The 19,231-nt window shown below is 70.6% G+C and carries 12 protein-coding genes and 1 pseudogene; 9 read left to right on the top strand and 4 right to left on the bottom strand.

Annotation, left to right across the window (positions count from 1 at the left end; genetic code table 11):
- Both JAO81_RS42285 and JAO81_RS06555 read right to left on the bottom strand, forming a co-directional pair.
- A pseudogene (locus JAO81_RS42285) lies at positions 1-202 on the bottom strand (IS5/IS1182 family transposase); the annotation flags it as partial.
- 40 nt (positions 203-242) lie between these two features.
- On the bottom strand, positions 243-1,367 hold the full coding sequence (locus JAO81_RS06555; RefSeq protein WP_199546813.1) for a winged helix DNA-binding domain-containing protein: 1,125 nt from the start codon (positions 1,365-1,367) through the stop codon (positions 243-245).
- 278 nt (positions 1,368-1,645) lie between these two features.
- Here JAO81_RS06555 and JAO81_RS06560 point away from each other — a divergent pair, with 278 nt between their 5' ends.
- The 8 genes from JAO81_RS06560 (at position 1,646) to JAO81_RS06595 (ending at position 10,113) form a co-directional block, all read left to right on the top strand.
- Positions 1,646-2,029: an RNHCP domain-containing protein gene (locus tag JAO81_RS06560; RefSeq protein ID WP_199546814.1), complete on the top strand. Its 384-nt coding sequence runs from the start codon at positions 1,646-1,648 to the stop codon at positions 2,027-2,029.
- Between the two features lie 40 nt (positions 2,030-2,069).
- Complete coding sequence (locus tag JAO81_RS06565; RefSeq protein WP_199546815.1) at positions 2,070-2,498, top strand: RNHCP domain-containing protein; 429 nt, start codon at positions 2,070-2,072, stop codon at positions 2,496-2,498.
- Between the two features lie 69 nt (positions 2,499-2,567).
- On the top strand, positions 2,568-2,987 hold the full coding sequence (locus JAO81_RS06570; RefSeq protein ID WP_199546924.1) for a DUF3224 domain-containing protein: 420 nt from the start codon (positions 2,568-2,570) through the stop codon (positions 2,985-2,987).
- A gap of 74 nt (positions 2,988-3,061) precedes the next feature.
- Positions 3,062-4,090, top strand: coding sequence for a DUF4436 family protein (locus tag JAO81_RS06575; RefSeq protein ID WP_199546816.1), 1,029 nt, complete (start codon positions 3,062-3,064; stop codon positions 4,088-4,090).
- 119 nt (positions 4,091-4,209) lie between these two features.
- On the top strand, positions 4,210-6,009 hold the full coding sequence (locus JAO81_RS06580; RefSeq protein ID WP_199546817.1) for a methylmalonyl-CoA mutase subunit beta: 1,800 nt from the start codon (positions 4,210-4,212) through the stop codon (positions 6,007-6,009).
- Complete coding sequence (gene scpA / locus JAO81_RS06585; RefSeq protein WP_199546818.1) at positions 6,009-8,186, top strand: methylmalonyl-CoA mutase; 2,178 nt, start codon at positions 6,009-6,011, stop codon at positions 8,184-8,186. The genes JAO81_RS06580 and scpA overlap by 1 nt, the downstream gene beginning before the upstream one ends.
- 47 nt (positions 8,187-8,233) lie before the next feature.
- Positions 8,234-9,214 (top strand): methylmalonyl Co-A mutase-associated GTPase MeaB, encoded by a 981-nt coding sequence (meaB, locus tag JAO81_RS06590; protein WP_199546819.1) that lies wholly within the window; start codon positions 8,234-8,236, stop codon positions 9,212-9,214.
- Between the two features lie 89 nt (positions 9,215-9,303).
- Positions 9,304-10,113, top strand: coding sequence for a phospholipid scramblase-related protein (locus JAO81_RS06595; protein WP_199546820.1), 810 nt, complete (start codon positions 9,304-9,306; stop codon positions 10,111-10,113).
- 13 nt (positions 10,114-10,126) lie between these two features.
- Here JAO81_RS06595 and JAO81_RS06600 read toward each other — a convergent pair whose 3' ends face one another.
- The gene (locus JAO81_RS06600) at positions 10,127-13,477 is read right to left on the bottom strand and encodes a molybdopterin-dependent oxidoreductase (RefSeq protein ID WP_199546821.1); all 3,351 of its coding nucleotides are present in this window, start codon (positions 13,475-13,477) and stop codon (positions 10,127-10,129) included.
- Between the two features lie 141 nt (positions 13,478-13,618).
- Positions 13,619-16,651 carry a family 16 glycoside hydrolase gene (locus tag JAO81_RS06605; RefSeq protein ID WP_307813190.1) on the bottom strand — a complete coding sequence of 1,011 codons (3,033 nt, stop codon included), beginning with the start codon at positions 16,649-16,651 and terminating at the stop codon, positions 13,619-13,621.
- 294 nt (positions 16,652-16,945) lie between these two features.
- Between JAO81_RS06605 and JAO81_RS06610 the strand changes: the two genes are divergently transcribed.
- Positions 16,946-19,165: a protein kinase gene (locus JAO81_RS06610; RefSeq protein WP_199546822.1), complete on the top strand. Its 2,220-nt coding sequence runs from the start codon at positions 16,946-16,948 to the stop codon at positions 19,163-19,165.
- Positions 19,166-19,231: the final 66 nt, after the last annotated feature.

A 19,231-nucleotide genomic window follows, 5' to 3' on the forward strand; every position in this document is an offset into this window, starting at 1 on the left:
AGCTGCCGCATGGTCAGGTTCGTGCGGTAATAGACGGCCACCAACAGCACCCGATCCGCCAACGGCAGGCACCACGGACGGCCGCCGCCGGGACCGTTCCCGCCTCGTTCACGCACCACCTTCAGCAGCCCATCAAATGCCGCATCCGCAGCCCCGAGAACGTCTCCACCCACACCCGTTCAGCCCTCAACACCCCAGCCATACACAGGAAATGCCCAGATCAGAGCCTTCTGCAACAGCCTTTAGACGCCCACCACCTTCTCGTAACGGATGTCGTACGGCAGGCCCGTCCCCAGCGGGCCTTCGAGCAACCGCACCGCCTCGGCGTCGAGTTCGGCCCGCTGCGCCTCGGTGAGCTTGCCGAAGGCCTCGAAGCTGATCGTCGACGACTCCTTGTCCTCCACCAGCTTCCAGACGCCCGCGAGGAAGCCGTCGACCAGGAAGACGCTCCAGGCGAAGTTGCCCAGCCAGGTACGGCCCTTGTACTCGGGCGGCACCACCCGGCTGCGGTCGGCGTGCGAGAGCAGCAGGTTGTCGAACTCGGGGAGCAGCCGCGCCGGGGCGGGGGTGTCCTCGTCCGGGCGGGGCGCGCCCGGGAGGTCGAAGAGCTCGACGCCGTTCTCGTCGCGGAAGGTCAGCAGGCCGGGGCGCAGCCGCTCGAAGACCTCGCGCATACGGGTCAGGCCCGCCCAGGTCTGGAAGTCCTTGACGGACGCGGGGCCGAACGCGGCGAGGTACCGCAGGACCGTCTCGTCCGGCGCCGCTTCCTGCCCGTCGTCCCTGCCCAGCCAGTGCGTGAGCGTCGTCAGGGAGACCTGGCCGCTCTGCCGCCACAGCCCGCGTGGCGTGACCTGCACCAGCGGCAGCGAGCAGCGGGCCGCGATGCCCAGCGCCTGCGGGTCGGCGTCCGGCCAGCGCTCCAGGAGCGCCTCACGGATCTCCTTGAGCGTGCGCGGCCGCTCCTCCACCAGCTCCTTCGCGCGTACGACGAGTTGATCGAGGTCGACGCCGACCAGACCCTTGCGGAACATGTTCAGCTCACGGGTGCGCGCGGGCTGCACCAGGCCGCGCAGGGCGAGCGCGTCGTCCGCGGTGTGGGTGTGGATCGTGGAGCGCATCGTGACGATCCGTACGAGCTCACGGGAGGCCATCAGCGCCGAGAACTCCTCGGGCTCGAAGCCGTCGAGCCGTGCCGCCAGCGCGAAGTAGGGCGGCTTGACGTTCTGCGCCTGCAGACCCAGCAGATGCGCGACCGCGTCCGCGGGCTTCCTGTCGTGCCGCCGCAGCAGCAACTGCCGTTCCAGAGTGGCGCGGTTGAGCGCGCGCGTGGTGAGGACCGGGCCTTGGGTCTTCTTGGCTGCCGTCATGTCCAGCACGTTAGCGAGCGATGCGGACAGCTGTCGTCCTCAAGGGAGCGCCGCGGAAAATCGGTGGACGAGGCACCGTGGGCCCCTGTTGGCTTGGTCCGCGGACAACCCCGTTCGCTCCCTTGTCATGGAAGAGGTGTCTTGATGACCCGCCTTGCGCCGAGCGCGCCTCGCGACGCCGCGTAACTGCCCGCAGTTCACGTCGCCGTCCACGATGCTCCGAGGCCGCTCGGCCTGCTCTTGCTGTCCTCGCACATTCCTCAGCAAGGAGCACCCGGGTGTCCAGCGATCACCTCGCACACCAGCACCACACCACCGGCGCCTTCGGCGTCGACACCTTCGCCCGCGTACGGGGCGGGCTGGCCGTATCGGCGCAGGCCGCCGACGGCACACGGCGCCACCACAGCCCCTCCCGTCTGCGCCCCCGGCATGTCCTCGACCAGGCCGAGGGCGGTCCGTCCGCGTGCGGATCGCGGATGAGCCCCATCGCCATCGCGGTCCTGCGCACCGGCGACTGGACGCTCGTCCACCGCTGCGTCCGCTGCGGTGAGCTCACCTCGAACCCCGTCTGCGGGGACGACAACCAGCTCATCCTGATGCGGATGGCCGTGCGGCCGCTGGCCGATCCTCCGTTCCCGCTCGAAGCGTTCGGCACGCTCTGAACGCCCGTAGCGCTCACCGGAGGATCTCGGAGGACCAGCCATGCCACGCCGCACCCGGCGCACCGACCGCACCCGGCGCGGCCGGCCGCAGCGCCACAAGGACGTCCTGCACACAGCGGGGCGTCATCGGGCCCATGACTTCCGGTGCGTGGGCTGCCGGCTCGACGTCTCCCTCGTCGCGCCCGGCACCGCGCACCGCAACCATTGCCCGAACTGTCTGACCAGCCTCCATGTCGACCACCGCATCCCCGGCGACCGCGCCGCGGACTGCCGGGGACGGATGGAGCCGCTGGGCCTGACCGTACGGACGGACGGCGAATGGATGCTGATCCATCAATGTCTGACGTGCGCCCGGCTCAGCTCGAACCGCATCGCCGGCGACGACAACGCACTGGCCCTGGTACGTCTGGCTCTCAGACCGCTCCAGGACCGCCGCGTCGTCACCAGCGCCCTGCTGTCGATGCCCTGAGCCGCCCCCGGGCGGGGGCGGGTGTCACCTGTCCCCCCCCCGCCCCGTTTGTCCGGGGCCCCCCCCCGCATCCGCCCCCCGGGAGCTTCGGGAACGTTCACCGTGAAGTCCTTCGTGCCCGCCGAGGTGGCCGTGCCGCAGGAGGTGACCACGGCCGTGCCGGTGGGAGTGGCCACCATCGAGAAGCACTTCGAGGGCGAGATCACCGGCCGCTCGACGACGCTGTTCACCGCCGCGTACGACCAGGCCAAGGGGATCGGCACCTATGTGGCGATGGAGTCCTTCGAGGGCACGGTCGGCGGCCGCTCCGGCACCTTCAACTTCGCGCACGCGGCCACCACCACGGGCGATGTCCCGCGGCTCGGCGAGTACTTCGCCATCGTCCCGGCGAGCAGCACCGGGGAGCTGACGGGGATCACCGGGAGCGGGGGCATCGCGGTCGACGAGGACGGCACGCACCGGATCTGGTTCGACTACGAGCTCGGCTAGGACCTGATCCGCTCGGCCGCGCCCGGCGGGTGCTCACGTGGCGCGGCTGCGGTCCTCACCCGAGGATCGGAGGTATGCCCGCCGCGGTCGACCCCCTCCAGCCGGTGAGCGCCCTGCGCCGGCGCTACCGGCTCGCGCGGCGGGCGGCCGGCGAGCTGCCCTGGCGGCGGCTGCGGATCGGGGCGGCGGCGCTGTGCGTGATGTTCGCGCTCGGGGTCGCCCTGTATCTGCAGGAGCGGTCCGTGCGCACCCGGGCCCTGACGGTGGGCGCAGCCGAGGCCCCCGACCGTATCGACGTGGGCGCGACCGTCCACCGCACCGACCCCGATGCGCGCACGCTCGCGGTGCGGATCACGGCGGATCCGCGCGGCGCGTACGCGGACGCCGCAGGCGGGCCCCGGTCGGATCTCACCCTGATCACCAATTCGCCGGGCCAGGAGCATCTGACCTTCAAGGCGCACAGCCTCTCGCGCGTCCGCGATCTGACGCTGGCGCTGCGTGAGGGCACCTCCTCCGACTATCCCTTCGACCGCTACGGCACCTCGCTGATCCTGCGCGCCACCGTGGACGGTGCGCAGGTCCCGCTCACCTTGCGGCTGCGGGACCAGGACCCGGACTTCACGCTGCACTCCCCCGCTGCCCGGTACGCCTTCGGCGTGGCCGAGGTCGACAGCCAGGTGCGGCGCTCGCACAGCACGTTCCTGATGGCGTGGTTCATGGCCGGGGCGTTCTGGGCCATCGGCCTCTCGGTCGTGGTCGCCTGCGGTCTGGTCGTACGCCAGCGGCGCGGCCTGGTGTGGCCCGCGCTCGGCTGGATGGCCGCGAGCCTGTTCGCCCTGGTGGGGCTGCGGGGCGCCGCGCCCGGATCGCCGCCGAACGGTTCGCTGCTCGACTACGGCGCCTTCTACTGGGCCGAGGCCCTGATCGCGTTCGGCCTGACCCGGCTCGTCTTCCACGGCATCCGTCTGGAGCACCGCAAGGGCGGCCCGATCGACCCCATGCCCGTACCGCGTCCGGCCTGGCTGCGGCATCGCCGCGTGCCGCCCGGAACGGCGGCACGCACCCGGGCGGCGGCCCGCGCCAGACGCCGCGCACGACCGTGATCACACCGGTTACCTGCCAGTAGTCCAGAACGCGCGAAGGATCAACCCCCGCCAGGAGAGGGCAAGGTCACAGCCCTGCCCCCTGCTGCTCCTTTGCTAACGACGGCTAACATCCGAGCATGACGGTCCTGCCTGACGACGGGCTCTCCCTGGCCGCCGAGTTCCCTGATGCGACCCATGAGCAGTGGCAGCGCCTCGTGGAAGGCGTACTGCGCAAGTCGGGCAAGGAAGTCTCGGGCGACGCCGCCGAGGATGCCCTCTCCACCGAACTCGAGGACGGGCTCACCACCCGGCCCCTGTACACGTCCGCCGACACGGCGCCCGGCCTGCCCGGTTCCGCGCCGTACGTCCGAGGCGCACGCCCCGAGGGCAACGCCCGGGGCGGCTGGGACGTACGACAGCGGCACAGCCACCCCGATCCCGTACGCGCGAACGAAGCCCTGCTCGGCGACCTGGAGAACGGTGTCACCTCACTGTGGCTCACGGTCGGCGAGGGCGGACTGCCCGTCGAGGGTCTCGCGCGGGCGCTCGACGGGGTCTATCTCGACCTCGCGCCCATCGTGCTCGACTCCGGTGCGCAATTCGCCGGGGCCGCGGCCGAGTTGGTGCGCCTGCACACCGAGCGCGGCACTCCCGCGGACGACGTACGGGGCAACCTGGGCGGCGATCCGCTCGGGTACGAGGCGCGCACCGGCCGGACGCAGGACTTCGCGCCGGTCGCCGAGTACGCGGTGCGAGCACCGTTCCCGCACCTGCGGGCCCTCACCGTCGACGCTCTGCCCTACCACGAGGCGGGCGCCTCGGCCGGGCAGGAGCTGGGCGCCTCGATGGCCACCGCGGTGGCGTATCTGCGGGAGCTGACGGAGGCGGGCCTGACCGCCGAACAGGCCGTCGGGCAGCTGGAGTTCCGTTACGCGGCGACCGCCGACCAGTTCCTGACCATCGCCAAGTTCCGGGCCGCCCGGCGCCTTTGGGCCCGGGTCGCCGAGGTCTGCGGCACCGAGGGCGCGCAGCGGCAGCACGCGGTGACCTCGTCGGTGATGATGAGCCGCCGCGACCCCTGGGTGAACATGCTCCGTACGACGGTCGCGACGCTGGCCGCCGGCGTCGGCGGCGCCGAGTCGGTGACCGTACTGCCCTTCGACCACGCGCTCGGTCTGCCGGACGCCTTCGCGCGCCGTATCGCCCGCAACACGTCGACGATCCTGCTCGAGGAGTCGCATCTCGCGCGGGTGATCGACCCGGCGGGCGGCTCCTGGTACGTCGAGCGGCTCACCGATCAACTCGCGCACGCGGGCTGGGAGTTCTTCCAGGAGATCGAGCGCGCGGGCGGCCAGGCGGCGGCCCTGCGCTCGGGAATGCTCCGGGAGCGGATCGCGGAGACCTGGTCCGTGCGCAGCAAGAAGCTCGCGACCCGCAAGGAGCCCATCACAGGCGTCAGCGAGTTCCCGCACCTGGCCGAGAAGCCCGTCGAGCGCGAGGCGGCGCCCGCCGCACCGGCCGGTGGCCTTCCGCGGGTCAGCCGCGACGAGGCGTACGAGGATCTGCGCGCCCGCTCGGACGCGTATCTGCGGGAGAAGGGCGAGCGTCCGAAGGTCTTTCTCGCGACGCTCGGCCCGGCCGCCGCGCACACCGCCCGCGCGACCTTCGCCGCGAACCTCTTCCAGGCGGGCGGCATCGAGCCGGTCACCGGGGAGTTCGCGTCCTCGGGCGCCCGGATCGCCTGCCTCTGCTCCAGCGACGGGCTGTACGAGGAGCAGGCCGTCCGGGCCGCCGCGGAACTCAGGGCATCCGGCGCCGAGTACGTGTTCCTCGCCGGGAAGCCCGCCTCGTACGAAGGCGTCGACTCGTTTGTCTTCGCCGGCTGCAACGCCGTGGACGTCCTCACCTCCACCCTCGACCGCCTGGGAGTGTCCTGATGGGAATCCCCGACTTCTCCGGGATCGACCTCGGGAGCCCGGCGCCCAGGTCTTCAACGGACGCATGGCGACGGGCTGTTGAGGAGTCCACGGGCAAGGACGACGGCGAGCTGCTCTGGGAGACCCCGGAGGGCATCGCGGTCAAGCCGCTGTACACGGGCGAGGACCTGGAAGGCCTCGACTTCCTCGGTACGCACCCCGGCATGGCACCGTATCTGCGCGGCCCGTACCCGACGATGTACGTCAACCAGCCCTGGACGATCCGGCAGTACGCGGGTTTCTCCACGGCCGAGGAGTCCAACGCCTTCTACCGCCGCAATCTCGCGGCCGGTCAGAAGGGTCTCTCCGTCGCCTTCGACCTGCCCACGCACCGCGGTTACGACAGCGACCACCCGCGCGTGACCGGTGATGTCGGCATGGCGGGCGTGGCGATCGACTCGATCCTCGACATGCGCCGGCTCTTCGACGGCATCCCGCTGGACAAGATGACCGTGTCGATGACGATGAACGGCGCGGTACTTCCCATCCTCGCGCTGTACATCGTGGCGGCCGAGGAGCAGGGCGTTGCGCCCGAGAAGCTCGCGGGGACCATTCAGAACGACATCCTCAAAGAGTTCATGGTCCGCAACACCTACATCTATCCGCCGAAGCCGTCGATGCGGATCATCTCCGACATCTTCGCGTACACCTCGCAGCGGATGCCGCGCTACAACTCGATCTCCATCTCGGGCTATCACATCCAAGAGGCGGGCGCGACGGCCGACTTGGAGCTGGCGTACACCCTCGCCGACGGCGTCGAGTACATCCGGGCGGGCCGGGAAGCGGGCCTGGACGTGGACGCGTTCGCCCCTCGTCTGAGCTTCTTCTGGGCGATCGGCATGAACTTCTTCATGGAGGTCGCCAAGCTCCGGGCCGCACGCCTGCTGTGGGCGAAGCTGGTGAAGCAGTTCGACCCGCAGAACGCCAAGTCCCTCTCCCTGCGCACCCATTCGCAGACGAGTGGCTGGTCGCTGACCGCGCAGGACGTGTTCAACAACGTGACGCGTACGTGCGTGGAGGCGATGGCGGCGACGCAGGGACACACCCAGTCGCTGCACACCAACGCGCTGGACGAGGCGTTGGCCCTGCCGACCGACTTCTCGGCGCGCATCGCCCGCAACACCCAGCTCCTTCTCCAGCAGGAGTCGGGGACGACGCGGACGATCGACCCGTGGGGCGGCAGCGCGTACGTCGAGAAGCTGACGTACGACCTCGCGCGCCGCGCCTGGCAGCACATCCAGGAGGTCGAGGCGGCCGGCGGTATGGCGCAGGCGATCGACGCGGGCATTCCGAAGCTGCGGGTCGAGGAAGCGGCCGCGCGCACCCAGGCCCGTATCGACTCGGGACGCCAGCCCGTCATCGGCGTGAACAAGTACCGCGTCGCCACCGACGAGCAGATCGACGTGCTCAAGGTCGACAACTCCTCGGTGCGCACCCAGCAGATCGAGAAGCTGCGCCGGCTGCGCGCCGAGCGCGACGAGCGGGCCTGCCAGTCCTCTCTGCAAGCACTCACCGAGGCCGCGGCGGGCACGGGCAATCTCCTGGAGCTGGCCGTGAACGCGGCGCGCGCCAAGGCGACCGTGGGCGAGATCTCCGACGCACTGGAGAAGGTGTACGGGCGGCACGCGGGCCAGATCCGTACGATCTCCGGCGTGTACCGCAACGAAGCAGGCGAGTCGGCGAACGTGGACCGCACCCGCGCCCTGGTCGACACGTTCGACGAGGCCGAGGGCCGGCGGCCGCGCATCCTGGTCGCCAAGATGGGCCAGGACGGCCACGACCGCGGCCAGAAGGTGATCGCCACCGCCTTCGCCGATCTGGGCTTCGACGTGGATGTCGGCCCGCTGTTCCAGACGCCGGCCGAGGTCGCCCGCCAGGCCGTCGAGGCGGACGTGCACATCGTCGGTGTCTCGTCGCTGGCCGCCGGACACCTCACGCTCGTTCCGGCGCTGCGGGAGGCGCTGGCCGAGGAGGGCCGCGAGGACATCATGATCGTGGTGGGTGGAGTCATCCCGCCGCAGGATGTGCCGACGCTGCTCGAGATGGGCGCGGCCGCGGTCTTCCCGCCGGGGACGGTCATTCCGGACGCGGCGTACGACCTGGTGGAGCGGCTTTCCGTAGCGCTCGGGCACGCATAGGCCGCCCGGGCACGAGTGAAGAGATCAGGCGGAGGCACGGTCAGTTCATGCCGAGGATCGATCTGGATGCGTACGTCAAGGGTGTACTCGACGGGAAGCGGGCGTTCGTCGCACGCGCGATCACGCTCGTCGAGTCCACCCGTCCCCAGCACCGTGCGCTCGCCCAGGAGCTCCTGACCGAGCTGCTTCCGCACAGCGGCAAGGCGCGGCGGATCGGGATCAGCGGGGTGCCCGGGGTCGGCAAGTCGACGTTCATCGACACGTTCGGGACGATGCTGACGGGGCTCGGGCACCGGGTGGCGGTCCTCGCCGTCGACCCCTCCTCGACCCGCACCGGAGGCTCGATCCTCGGCGACAAGACCCGCATGGAACGACTCTCCGTCGACCCCGCGGCCTTCGTGCGCCCCTCCCCTTCGGCCGGAACGCTGGGCGGCGTGGCCAAGGCGACCCGCGAGTCGATGGTCGTGATGGAGGCGGCCGGCTACGACATCGTGCTCGTCGAGACCGTCGGCGTCGGGCAGTCGGAGACGGCCGTCGCGAACATGGTCGACTCCTTCCTGCTGCTGTCTCTCGCGAGGACCGGCGACCAGCTGCAGGGCATCAAGAAGGGTGTCCTCGAGCTGGCCGACGTCCTCGCCATCAACAAGGCGGACGGCCCGCACGAGCGCGACGCGAAGGCGGCGGCGCGGGAGCTGGCGGGTGCGCTGCGGCTCATGCACCCGGCCGACGCGGCGTGGACCCCGCCGGTCCTGAGCTGCAGCGCTCGCGAATCGACCGGACTCGACGCGGTCTGGGACCGTCTGGAGCAGCACCGCACGCTCCTGGAGTCCACCGGCCGCCTGGCCGACAAGCGCCGCTCGCAGCAGGTCGACTGGACCTGGTCGATGGTCCGCGAGGAGCTCCTCGGCCGGCTTCAGGCGCATCCGGCGGTACGGGAGGTCGCGCCGGGGCTTGAACGGCTGGTGCGGGAGGGCGAGTTGACTCCGACGCTGGCGGCGGAACGCATCCTCGGAGCGTTCGAGAACTGAGCCGGGGCACCCACCTGCCTGCGCCGATGCGACAAAGAGCACAGTCCCCGGCCTCAACCGATCCCCCGCCCCCGAGTTACATTGCGCCCGTGACAACGCAGACACCCCCCGGCTGGTACGCCGACCCCCAGGGCACCCCCCAGACTCTCCGCTGGTGGGACGGCCACCAGTGGACCGCCCACACCTCCCCCGCCCAGGGAGAGGGACAGGTGCCGCCCCAGGCGAGCCCTTACGACCAGCACCAGGTCCAGCGCCAGGTCCAGCAGCAGGCGGGCCTCGCCCCCACCGGCCAAGGCGGCGGCACCCTGTTCAGCGAGCCGGTGCTCGTGGTGAACCAGAAGGCCAAGCTGGTCGAGCTCACCAACGAGTACGCCGTCTACGACCAGCAGGGCAACACCCTCGGCTCGGTCGTCCAGGTCGGCCAGTCCGCGGCCCGCAAGGTGCTGCGTTTCGTCGCCAGCGTCGACCAGTTCATGACGCACAAGCTGGAGATCCGCGACGCGTACGGCCAGCCGGTCATGCGCCTCACGCGCCCGGCCAAGTTCGTGAAGTCGCGAGTGATCGTCGAGGCCCCGAACGGGCAGCCGATCGGCGAGATCGTCCAGCAGAACGCCATCGGAAAGATCAACTTCGCGATGGTGGTGAACGGGCAGCAGATCGGCGCCATCAAGGCGGAGAACTGGCGCGCCTGGAACTTCTCGATCGTCGACCACACCGACACGGAGATAGCCCGGATCACCAAGACGTGGGAGGGCCTCGCGAAGACGATGTTCACCACGGCGGACAACTACGTCCTGCAGATCCACCGCCCTCTCCAGGACCCGCTCCTGAGCCTGGTCGTGGCGACGGCCCTCACGGTCGACACCGCGCTGAAGCAGGACGCCCGCGGGTTCGGCTGAGCGGCGCCCGGAGCTACGCGTCCAGCACCACATCCGTGAGAGGCACCGACTGACACGTCAGCGCATCCGACGGCAAAAGATCGTCCGACGGTACGACACGATGCGCGACGTCTCCCTTCAGGACCGCGCATGCGCAGCTCTCGCACTGGCCGACGCGGCAGCCGGAGTTCAGCTTCACCCCGGCCCGCTCGCCCAGTTCGAGCAGCGTGCCGTCGCCCGCCGTCCACTCCACCTCGCGCCCCGAGCGGGCGAACCGCACGGTGAAGCGGGCGTCTTCGGGGACGGTGACCTCGCGCCGGGCCGGGCGGAACTTCTCGCTGAAGATCTCGAAGCGCGGCACGCCCCGCTCCCGCAGCCCGGCGGTCAGCGTCTCGATCATCGGCTCGGGGCCGCAGAAGTAGAAGCGGGCCCGCCCCGAGACCATCGCGTGCGGTGCGATGTCGTGCACCCCGATGAACCCGCGCCGGTCGTAGTCGACGCCTTCCTTCTCGTACGGGAAGGGGTTGGCGTAGTAGTCGACGATCCGCAGCCGGGGGATACGCGCCCCGAGTTCCCGCAGCCGCTCGCGGAACGGGTGATCCGAGCCATGTGCGTTGCCGTAGTGCAGCACCACCTCGGGGACGATGCCGCCCGTCGCGGCGAGCGTCTCCAGGTAGCTGAGGAACGGGGTGATGCCGATCCCGCCCGCGACCAGGACCACGGGGGTGTCGGTGTGCGTGGGGATGCTGAACACACCGCCGGGCGCGGCGAGTTCGAGCCGGTCGCCGATGCGCAGCTCGTCATGGGCGTACGTGGAGAAGACGCCCTCGGCGATCCGGCGGACGGCGAGGGTGTAGACGGCGCGGTCGGCGTCGATCGCGGGGCCGGTCAGTGAGTAGCTGCGCGCGAGGTCGTCCTGTCCCTGGGGGCGTACGGTCAGATGCTGGCCGGGCCGGTAGTCGGGCAGCCGGCCGCCGTCCACCGGGGCCAGGGACAGGGTGCGTACGCCGCGTCCTTCCTGACCGCAGGCGGTGACGGTGAAGGTACGGCGGTCCGTCCAGGCTTCGTCGCCGGGCAGCGGCCGTACATCGCAGATCTGGGAGCGCAGCGGTACGGAGCCGCTGAGCGGGTCGGCCGTGGTGTGGTCGACGAGCCGGTTGTAGTTGCTGCCGAGTGCGCTCAGCGGATCGGCGGCTGGCAGCGCGAGGTCCGTGGCCGCTTGCCACCAGCCGTATTCGCCCACCACGACGGACGGGTGGAGTGACGCGTCGAAGCGGGCGCGCAGCCGGATGGAGCCGCGGCGGGTGGCGAGTTCGACCCACTGGCCTTCGGCGATCCCGCGGGCCACGGCCGCCTCGGGGCTGAGGTCCAGACACGGGTCGGCGGCGCGGCGGCGCAGGGTGGTCAGGCCGCGCTGCTGGCTGTGCACGAAGTAGCCGTGCTTGGCGTTGGTCAGGACGAGCGGGAACTCCGGTTCCGGAGCGGCCGGTTCGCGGTGCGCGGGGACGGCGGGGTAGCCGTGCGCGAGCAGCCGCTCCGAGTACAGCTCGACGCGGCGGGTCGGGGTGGCGAAGCCGTCCCGGGTGTACTTGCGGTAGGCGGCCGGCCGGGGAATCCGTACCCCGCCGGGCTGTTCGCGCAGGGCCTCGGCGGTCAGACCGAGGGGTTCGAGCTGCCAGTTCCAGGCGGCCTCGATGTCGCCGTCGAAGAACAGCTCCCCCATCCCCATCCGGCAGGCGAGGGCGAACACGACCTCCGTGTCGGAGCGCGCCTCGCCCTGCGGCTCGACCAGCCGGGGCCGCAGCTGCACCTGCTCCTGGGCGCGGTGCCCGATCTCGAAGCCGAAGCGCAGACCCTCCCTCTCGTACGCGCTGTTGACCGGGAGGAGGTAGTCGGCGGTCGCGCTGGTGGGGTTCTCGAAGAGGTCGAGATGGACCTGGAAGTCCAGCCGCGCCAGCGCCCGCGCGACCCGTTCGGAGTCGGGCTGGGCGACGACCAGGTTCGCGCCGAAGCCGACCAACGCCCGTACGGGATAGGGGTCTTGGTCCTCGATGGCCCGGCACAGGTCGCCGGCGTTGATGTAGCCCGAGGCCTGCGGGCCCAGCGGGTGGCGGTCGAGGCCGAGGGCCTTGGCGCGCTGCTCGGGCGCGAGCTGTCCGGCGGCGGGACGGTAGGGCGGCGGGGGCGCGACGTGGTTGCCGCCCTTGGTGTCGTACGAGCCGGTGAGCGCGTAGAGCGTGGCGAGGGCGCGTTCGGTCTGGGTGGCGTTCTCGCTCTGGGCGACGCCCGTCCAGCCGTAGTACGCCACGGACTCGGCCTTGCCGATCCGCTCGGCGAGCTCGCGGATCTCCCGCTCGGGGATCCAGGTCGTCCGGGCGACACGCTCCGGCGTCCACTCGGCGCAGGCGTCCGCGTAGTGCTGGAAGGCGGGGACGCAGGTGACCCCGCCGGTGAGCGTCGGTACGTAGCGGGTGCCGCGCAACGCGAAACGGCCGGGGCGGCCGGCCGGCCTGCGGGTGTCGTAGGTCTCCGCGGCGCCGGTCTCCTCGTTCCAGACCACATAGCCCCCGGCGCCTTCGAGGAAGTCGGCGGCCCTGAGGAAGGTGCCGTCGTCCTCCCGTACCAGCAAAGGCCCGTTGGTCCAGGCGCGCACGAACTCCTCGTCGTACCAGCCCTGTTGGATGAGCAGGTGCGCGAGACCGAGCGCGAGTGCCGCGTCCGTGCCGGGGCGGATGCGCAGCCAGTGGTCGGCCTGCAAAGCGCTCGTCGAGCGGCGGGGGTCGATCACAGCGAGCTTCATACCGCCGGCCTGGGCGGCGGAGACGGCGGCGGACTGAGCGAGCCAGGTCTTGGCCGGGTTGAAGCCCCACAGCAGCGCGAGGTCGGCGTGGGCGTAGTCCGGCGGCGGCAGCGGGGTGCCGAAGGTGAAGGTGTGCGCGACGTCCTTGTGCCAGTTGCAGAGCTCGGCGCTGTAGACGGTGTTCGGGCTGCCGAACCCGCGGACGAACCGCTCGATCCACTCGGTGGCGTCCGACACCATCGTGCCGCTCGGGGTCGCCACCCCGAAGGCCACGGACTCGGGGCCGGTCTCGGCGGCGAGCGCGGTGAGCCGGGCCGCGATGTCGTCCAGTGCCTCGTCCCAGGTGACGGGCTCCCAGCCCGGGTCGGGGTCGGACTTGGGGTTCGTACGCCGCAGCGGCGTGGTCAGCCGGCGGGTACTGTGCGCGATCTCCGGGGCGGCGCGGCCCTTGGGGCACATCGCGGCGCCCGTCGGATGGTCCGGGTCGGGGCGTACGCCGGTGAGGCGGCCGTCCTCGACGGTGAAGATCGCGCCACAGCGGGACTTGCACAGAGTGCAGTACCCGCGCTTTTCGACGACGCCCACGACAGACTCCCGGCGACAGTGAGGGAAGCTACCTCTCCATTGCACACCGTTTGATCGATCATTTGGTCCGGCAGAAGTCCCGTCGGCCCCGGCGCCGCGCGTGCGGGCCCGGGACCAAAGTCCCGGACCCGCACGCTCAGGTCAGTTCAGCGGCTCCACCCACACGTTCCGGAACCGCACCTTGTTGCCGTGGTCCTGCAGCTTGATCGCGCCGGCGGCCGGGTTCTCGGGCAGACCCGCGCCCGTGGGACCGTCGATCGCGACGTTGTCGTGGACCTTGCGGCCGTTCCAGATCACCGTGATCCGGGCGTCCTCCGTCTTCTTGCCGTCCGCGTCGAAGCGTGCGGCGCGGAAGGTGATGTCGTAGGACTGCCAGGTCTCGGGCGCGGTGGACATATTGAGGTCGGCGGGCTTCTTCAGATAGATCGCGCCGGCTTCGTTGTTCGCGGGGGTGGTGTCCCCGAACGAGTCGAGGATCTGCACCTCGTACCGCTCCTGGATGTACACCCCGCTGTTGCCGCGGTTCTGACCGGTCACGTCGTCCGGCAGCTTCGGGACGCGGAACTCGACGTGCATCTTGAAGTCCTTGAAGGACTCCTTGGTCCGCAGATCACCGCAGCAGACCTCCATGGACTTCTCGGCGGTGTGCGGCCACTCGGGGCTGCGGCCGTCGGTGTGCTGCCAGGCCGCGGCGATGCTGCCGCCGTCGAAGAGCTGCCGGCGCTCCCCCGGCTTGCGGAGGTCGATCGCGTCGAGGTTGACGTGACCGGTGTCGCCCTCGCGCACGGCGTACGTGATCGTGTTGCGGCCCGCGCGGAGGTTCAGCCGCTCGGTCCGCGTGGACCAGCGGTTCCACTCGACCGTGGTGGGCAGGTCGATCCGCCGCGGATCGCCGCCGTTCACCGACACGGAGACGGTCTTCGTGCCGGGTGCAGGGTGCGGACCGTTGGCGTACCGCAGGCCGACGTCGTACGCGCCCGCCTCCTCGGCGTTCACCGAGAAGCTCGCCGAGGCACCCTGTTCACCGAACCCGTCGACGAAGCCGCTGCCGGTGAATCCGGCGTGCTCGGTGTCGACCCCGGCGCTGCCGCCGCGCTCCGCGGACTCCGCGTCGTACGTGGTCACCGGATTGTCAGGGCCCGGCTTGGAGTTGAGTGTGTACCAGGCCTCGGTGGACCACAGCTGCTCGCCCCCGTCGGCGGAGAACGGCCGCGGCGACCGCACATGCACGACCCGGTCGGACCGCAGGCCCGGGATGGTCAGCCGTACCTTGCGCCGGTCGTCCGACAGCGTGGCCTTGGTGACCGGCAGGGACTCCTCGTCGACCTTGGGGCCGCCGTACGCCGGGCTCGGCGCGTACCGCCACTGCTCGACCGCGTAGGCGCCGTCGGTCAGCTTGGCCGCGGTCTCGTCCGACAGGGGCTTGGTGTAGGTGAGTTCGAAGCCGTCGCGGGTGGCGCGCATCGTCTTGATGTCGAAGGCCGTCTTGCCGTTGGGCGTCAGCTTCTGCAGTCCGAACCGCAGCTTGCCGGTCTGCCCCCAGTTGCCGTCGGCCCCGAGACCGCCGGCATAGAGCGCTCCGTCGGGGCCCTCGCTGATCCGCGTGATCCCGGACTCGAGCCCCTGGGTGTGCCGGAAGACCGCGCCCTGGTACTGGCCGTCGACCTTCTCCAGGTCGGCGCGCTGCAGTCCGCCGTAAGTCACATCACCGAACAGCATCTGCCCGGCGAAGGGGCCCTTCTTCAACTGCAGAGGTGTGGAGGGCGAGTTGGCGATCTCGTTCTGCGGCAGCCAGAGCGCCGGCTTGCTGACGGGCTGGTCGTCGAACGGGCCGTCCGGGTTCATGTAGTGGTTGAAGAACCGGTCCTGCTTGATGTGCATCAGCTTGGAGGCCGGCAGCCAGCCGCCCTGGTTGTCGGTGACGAACAGGTCACCCCCCGGACCGCGCCCGATCCCGTTCGGGGTCCGCAGACCGCCCGCGAGGTAACTGACCTTGCCGGTGGCCTTGTTGACCTTGATCGTGGTGCCGCGGTTCGGCGCGGGCTGCGGATCGGTCGTGGCGCCGCCGTAGTTGATCGCCACGGACAGGTTCAGATAGAAGTCGCCCTTGTCGTAGAGCAGCCCGAAGGCGAACTCGTGGAAGTTCCCGCCGTAGGGCCATTCGGCGATCTTCTTCGTCGCGTCGACGACATCGTCACCGTCGGTGTCGGAGAGCTCGGTGAGCTGGTGCTTCTCGGACACGTACAGCTTGCCGTCCACATGCTTGATCCCCATCGGCTCCTTGAGCCCCTCGGCGATCTTCTTGTACGTGACCTTGTCGGGCCCGGTCGTCCCGGCAACGTTGTCGAGCAGGTACACCTCGCCCTTGGTCTCGGTGCTGCCGCCCCAGGTCGTGATCGCGAGGCGGCCGTCGGGCAGCCAGTCCATCGCGGACACCTGCGGTTCGAAGCCCTCGGGCCGCAGATCGGTGAGCTGGTAGCCGGGGTTGACCTCGGTCAGCGGCAGCCCGTCACCCGGGGTGTCGTACGTCCCCTCGCACTCCTTGCGTCCGGGCGCCGTGACCCGTACGACGCCGGCGTCCGTGCTGAGCACGGAGCCCGGCACGGTGGTGTAGCCGCTCGCGCCGGGCGGCTTCCACTGGAGGGTGACCTGCTGACCGCCGCCCGCGTCGAAGTGGTCGATCCTCAGTGCCGTATATCCGGCGTCGAGGGTGATCTCGCCGTCCTTGGGCTCGGCTCCGTGCAGCCCGTCGTGGTCGATGACCTGCTGGTCGCCGAGGAAGAGCCGGGAGCCGTCGTCACTGATGAGCCGGAAGCCGTAGCTGCCGGCCTCGGGGACGTTGAGATTGCCGAGGATCTGGCTGACGAAGTTGTCGGAGAATCCGAAGCCCTCGGTCGAGGTCCAGTCGGCGGCCGGGATCAGCTTGTCGACGTTCGGCGTCTGGGCCGGCTTGAGATCGCAGATCTTCTCGAGCCGCGCCTGCACGTCGAACACACGGAGGGTGACGCCGGGTTCCTGTGGGGGGAGATCGGCGAAGGGGCGGGGGTCGTCGCGTTCTTCGGCATGCGCGGGCGCGGCGAGCGCGCCCGCGAGGAGAGCGGTCAGCAGAAGGCCGGTGGTTCTTCGGGCTCTGCGGCGGCTGGTGCGGGATATGCGCGCGGGGCGTGGCTCCACGGTTCCTCCTGCATGGTTCCGCTGTGGTCAACGCAGACTTCTGTGGCTGGGCGACGCTCAGCGTAGGGATGGTGTCGCCGAGCGTCCATACTTTGTCCACAGAAAGGAGAAACTTGCCGGGCGCGCACCTTCTCCACGCCAAGTCGGCCCAGCCGAAGGGCACTTCACGGAGCTCGCCGGGAGGGCAGTCGCCCCAGGGCAGGGACGCGGCACCTGCCACTCCCGCCGTCGACCGCACCGAGGGCCGCTAGTCTTCGCTGGTCATGGCCGAATGGGTGTCGGGGTGGGGGGACTGTGGCACTGCGCGGAGGAGATCCCGGACAGATCGGTGGCTACCGCTTGATGGACCGGCTCGGGGCCGGCGGCATGGGCACCGTCTTCCTCGGCCAGGCCGAATCCGGACGGCTCGTCGCCATCAAGGTGGTCCATCAACAGCTCGCGGACGACTACGAGTTCCAGATCCGCTTCCGCCAGGAGGTGGCCGCCGCACGCCGGGTCAGCGGTGCGTACACCGCACCGGTGGTCGACGCCGATCCGGACGCCGACCGGCCCTGGATGGCCACGCTGTACGTGCCGGGGCGCACGCTGCGCGCGCAGGTGGAGGAGCTCGGACCGCTGTCCGGTGCGGAGTTGCGCCGTCTCGCGGTCGGGCTGGTCGAGGCGCTGCGCGATATGCATCAGGTCGGCGTGATCCACCGGGATCTCAAGCCCGACAACGTGCTGCTGACCGAGGACGGGCCGCGCGTGATCGATTTCGGGATCTCGCGCGCCACGGACCATCACACGCTCACGGTCACCGGACGGATTCTCGGCACACCCCCGTACATGTCCCCCGAGCAGCTGTCCGCACCGCACCGGGTGCAGGCTTCGTCCGATGTGTTCTCGCTCGGCGCGGTGCTCGCCTACGCCACCTGCGGTCGCGGCCCCTTCGACGCGGAGAATCACTATCTGACCGCGTACCAGGTGATCCACGAGCCCCCGGATATCGCCCAGTTGTCCGGCTCGATCCGCGAGATCGTGCAGTGGTGTCTGGCCAAGGATCCCGACGAGCGCCCTCGGCCCGCCGATCTGCTCGAGGCCTTCCGCAGGGCACCGGAATCCGAATGGGGAGCGCGGCCTGCCCAGCACGTCCATCGCAGGGGCGGTCCCCGCACCCCTGCCGCAGCACCCGTCGCACCCGTCGCTGCACGTCGGCGCCGATGGCGGAACCCGGCCCTCGTGGCCACGGGCGCCGTGCTCGTGGCCGCGGGTTCCTACCTGGGACTCCGGCACGGCTCCGACCCCGACGCCTCGCGTCCCACCGCAGGCGGCACGTCGTCACCGGACACGGCCCGGCAGCGGCCCACCGCGCAGCAGATGAGGGGAGGTCCGCAGTACCAAGCCGTGTACGGGGGTTCCAGTACGGGCTTCAGCGCGTACGCGGATGCTCCCGGGCGACGACCACCGGGCTGGCAGGCCTGGACCTCGACGGCGCAGGCCGGTCCCTGCGTCCATGCGGACGGGTCCCTCCTGTGCGTCGCGACGGACAGAGACGAGAATCCCCAGGTCACACGGCTCGGCGCCGCCGACGGCAAGGTCGTCTGGTCGCGGCCCGCCCCGGTGGAAGGGGACGAGGCACCCGTGGTGCTCGACGATCTGGTGATCGCGAGCAGCGAAGGGGGACTTCGGGCCTTCCGGCTCTCGGACGGGAGCCCGCAGTGGTCGCTGCGGCTCGGGGCGACCGTGCGCCGCCTCACCGCGGACAGCGAGCGGGTCTACGGGACGACGTCCAACGGCACGCTGATCGCGGTGGACACGGCCGAGGGCAAGGAGGCCTGGCGCCGGCGGATCCCCACCGCGATGAGCAACCCGGTGGCGCGAGTCGCCGACTCCGTGGTGCACGTGCTCGGCTCCTCGAAGACACCGCCGACCGCGAACCGGGCCGACCAATTGACGCTGCTGCGCGCGTCCAGCGGCGAAGTGGTGAAGCGAGTGCGCCTCGAGCGCCCTTGCGACTATTGGAGCCTGGCCCTGACCACCTCCCGCGACCAGGGCTACTCCTATCTCTGCCAGCCCGACATGGAGCTGGCGGAAAGCCCCGGTCTGCTCGAAACACGTGTGCACGTCCCGGAGCCCGAAGGGCCGGCCTTCACCCGGCAGTTCCCCGATCAAGGTCTCGTGCTGTCGTACACGCAGAGCAACGGGCAGCTCTACGTCGTCCGTTCCACGTCTCCGCACGGAATCGTCCTCGCCGAACTCGACACCGAGGGCGTCACCCAGTGGCATGCGCCCCTGGGTGTCGCGTGCGATGCGGGCGCCCCCGCCCCCGTGGTGGTCACAGGGGAGCTGGCCTACATCGTCTGCGGCCCCAAGGGCCTGGTCGTCGATCTCAACGCACGCAAGGTCGTCAAGCGCTTCACCGTCGACGGCGGCAGTGAACTGGGCGCCACCGAGTACCCCGACTTCCTGGTCGCCGGCGGCATCGTCTTCGCCCGCCACGGCACCGGCTGGACTTCGGTCGACCCGTTCGCCTGAGAGCCCGCCCCTGGCCAGGACGCGCTCAGGGTGGGGCACCGCCTCGGCAGCGGTGCCCCTGACAGG

This window comes from Streptomyces sp. N35 (assembly GCF_016464295.1).
Taxonomy (GTDB): domain Bacteria; phylum Actinomycetota; class Actinomycetes; order Streptomycetales; family Streptomycetaceae; genus Streptomyces.

Bases quoted from the DNA above. Each gene is read 5' to 3' on its own strand.
- JAO81_RS06565 (WP_199546815.1), top strand. From the start codon at position 2,070: ATGCCACGCCGCACCCGGCGCACCGACCGCACCCGGCGCGGCCGGCCG.
- JAO81_RS06575 (WP_199546816.1), top strand. From the start codon at position 3,062: ATGCCCGCCGCGGTCGACCCCCTCCAGCCGGTGAGCGCCCTGCGCCGG.
- JAO81_RS06555 (WP_199546813.1), bottom strand. From the start codon at position 1,367: ATGACGGCAGCCAAGAAGACCCAAGGCCCGGTCCTCACCACGCGCGCG.
- scpA (WP_199546818.1), top strand. From the start codon at position 6,009: ATGGGAATCCCCGACTTCTCCGGGATCGACCTCGGGAGCCCGGCGCCC.
- JAO81_RS06580 (WP_199546817.1), top strand. From the start codon at position 4,210: ATGACGGTCCTGCCTGACGACGGGCTCTCCCTGGCCGCCGAGTTCCCT.
- meaB (WP_199546819.1), top strand. From the start codon at position 8,234: ATGCCGAGGATCGATCTGGATGCGTACGTCAAGGGTGTACTCGACGGG.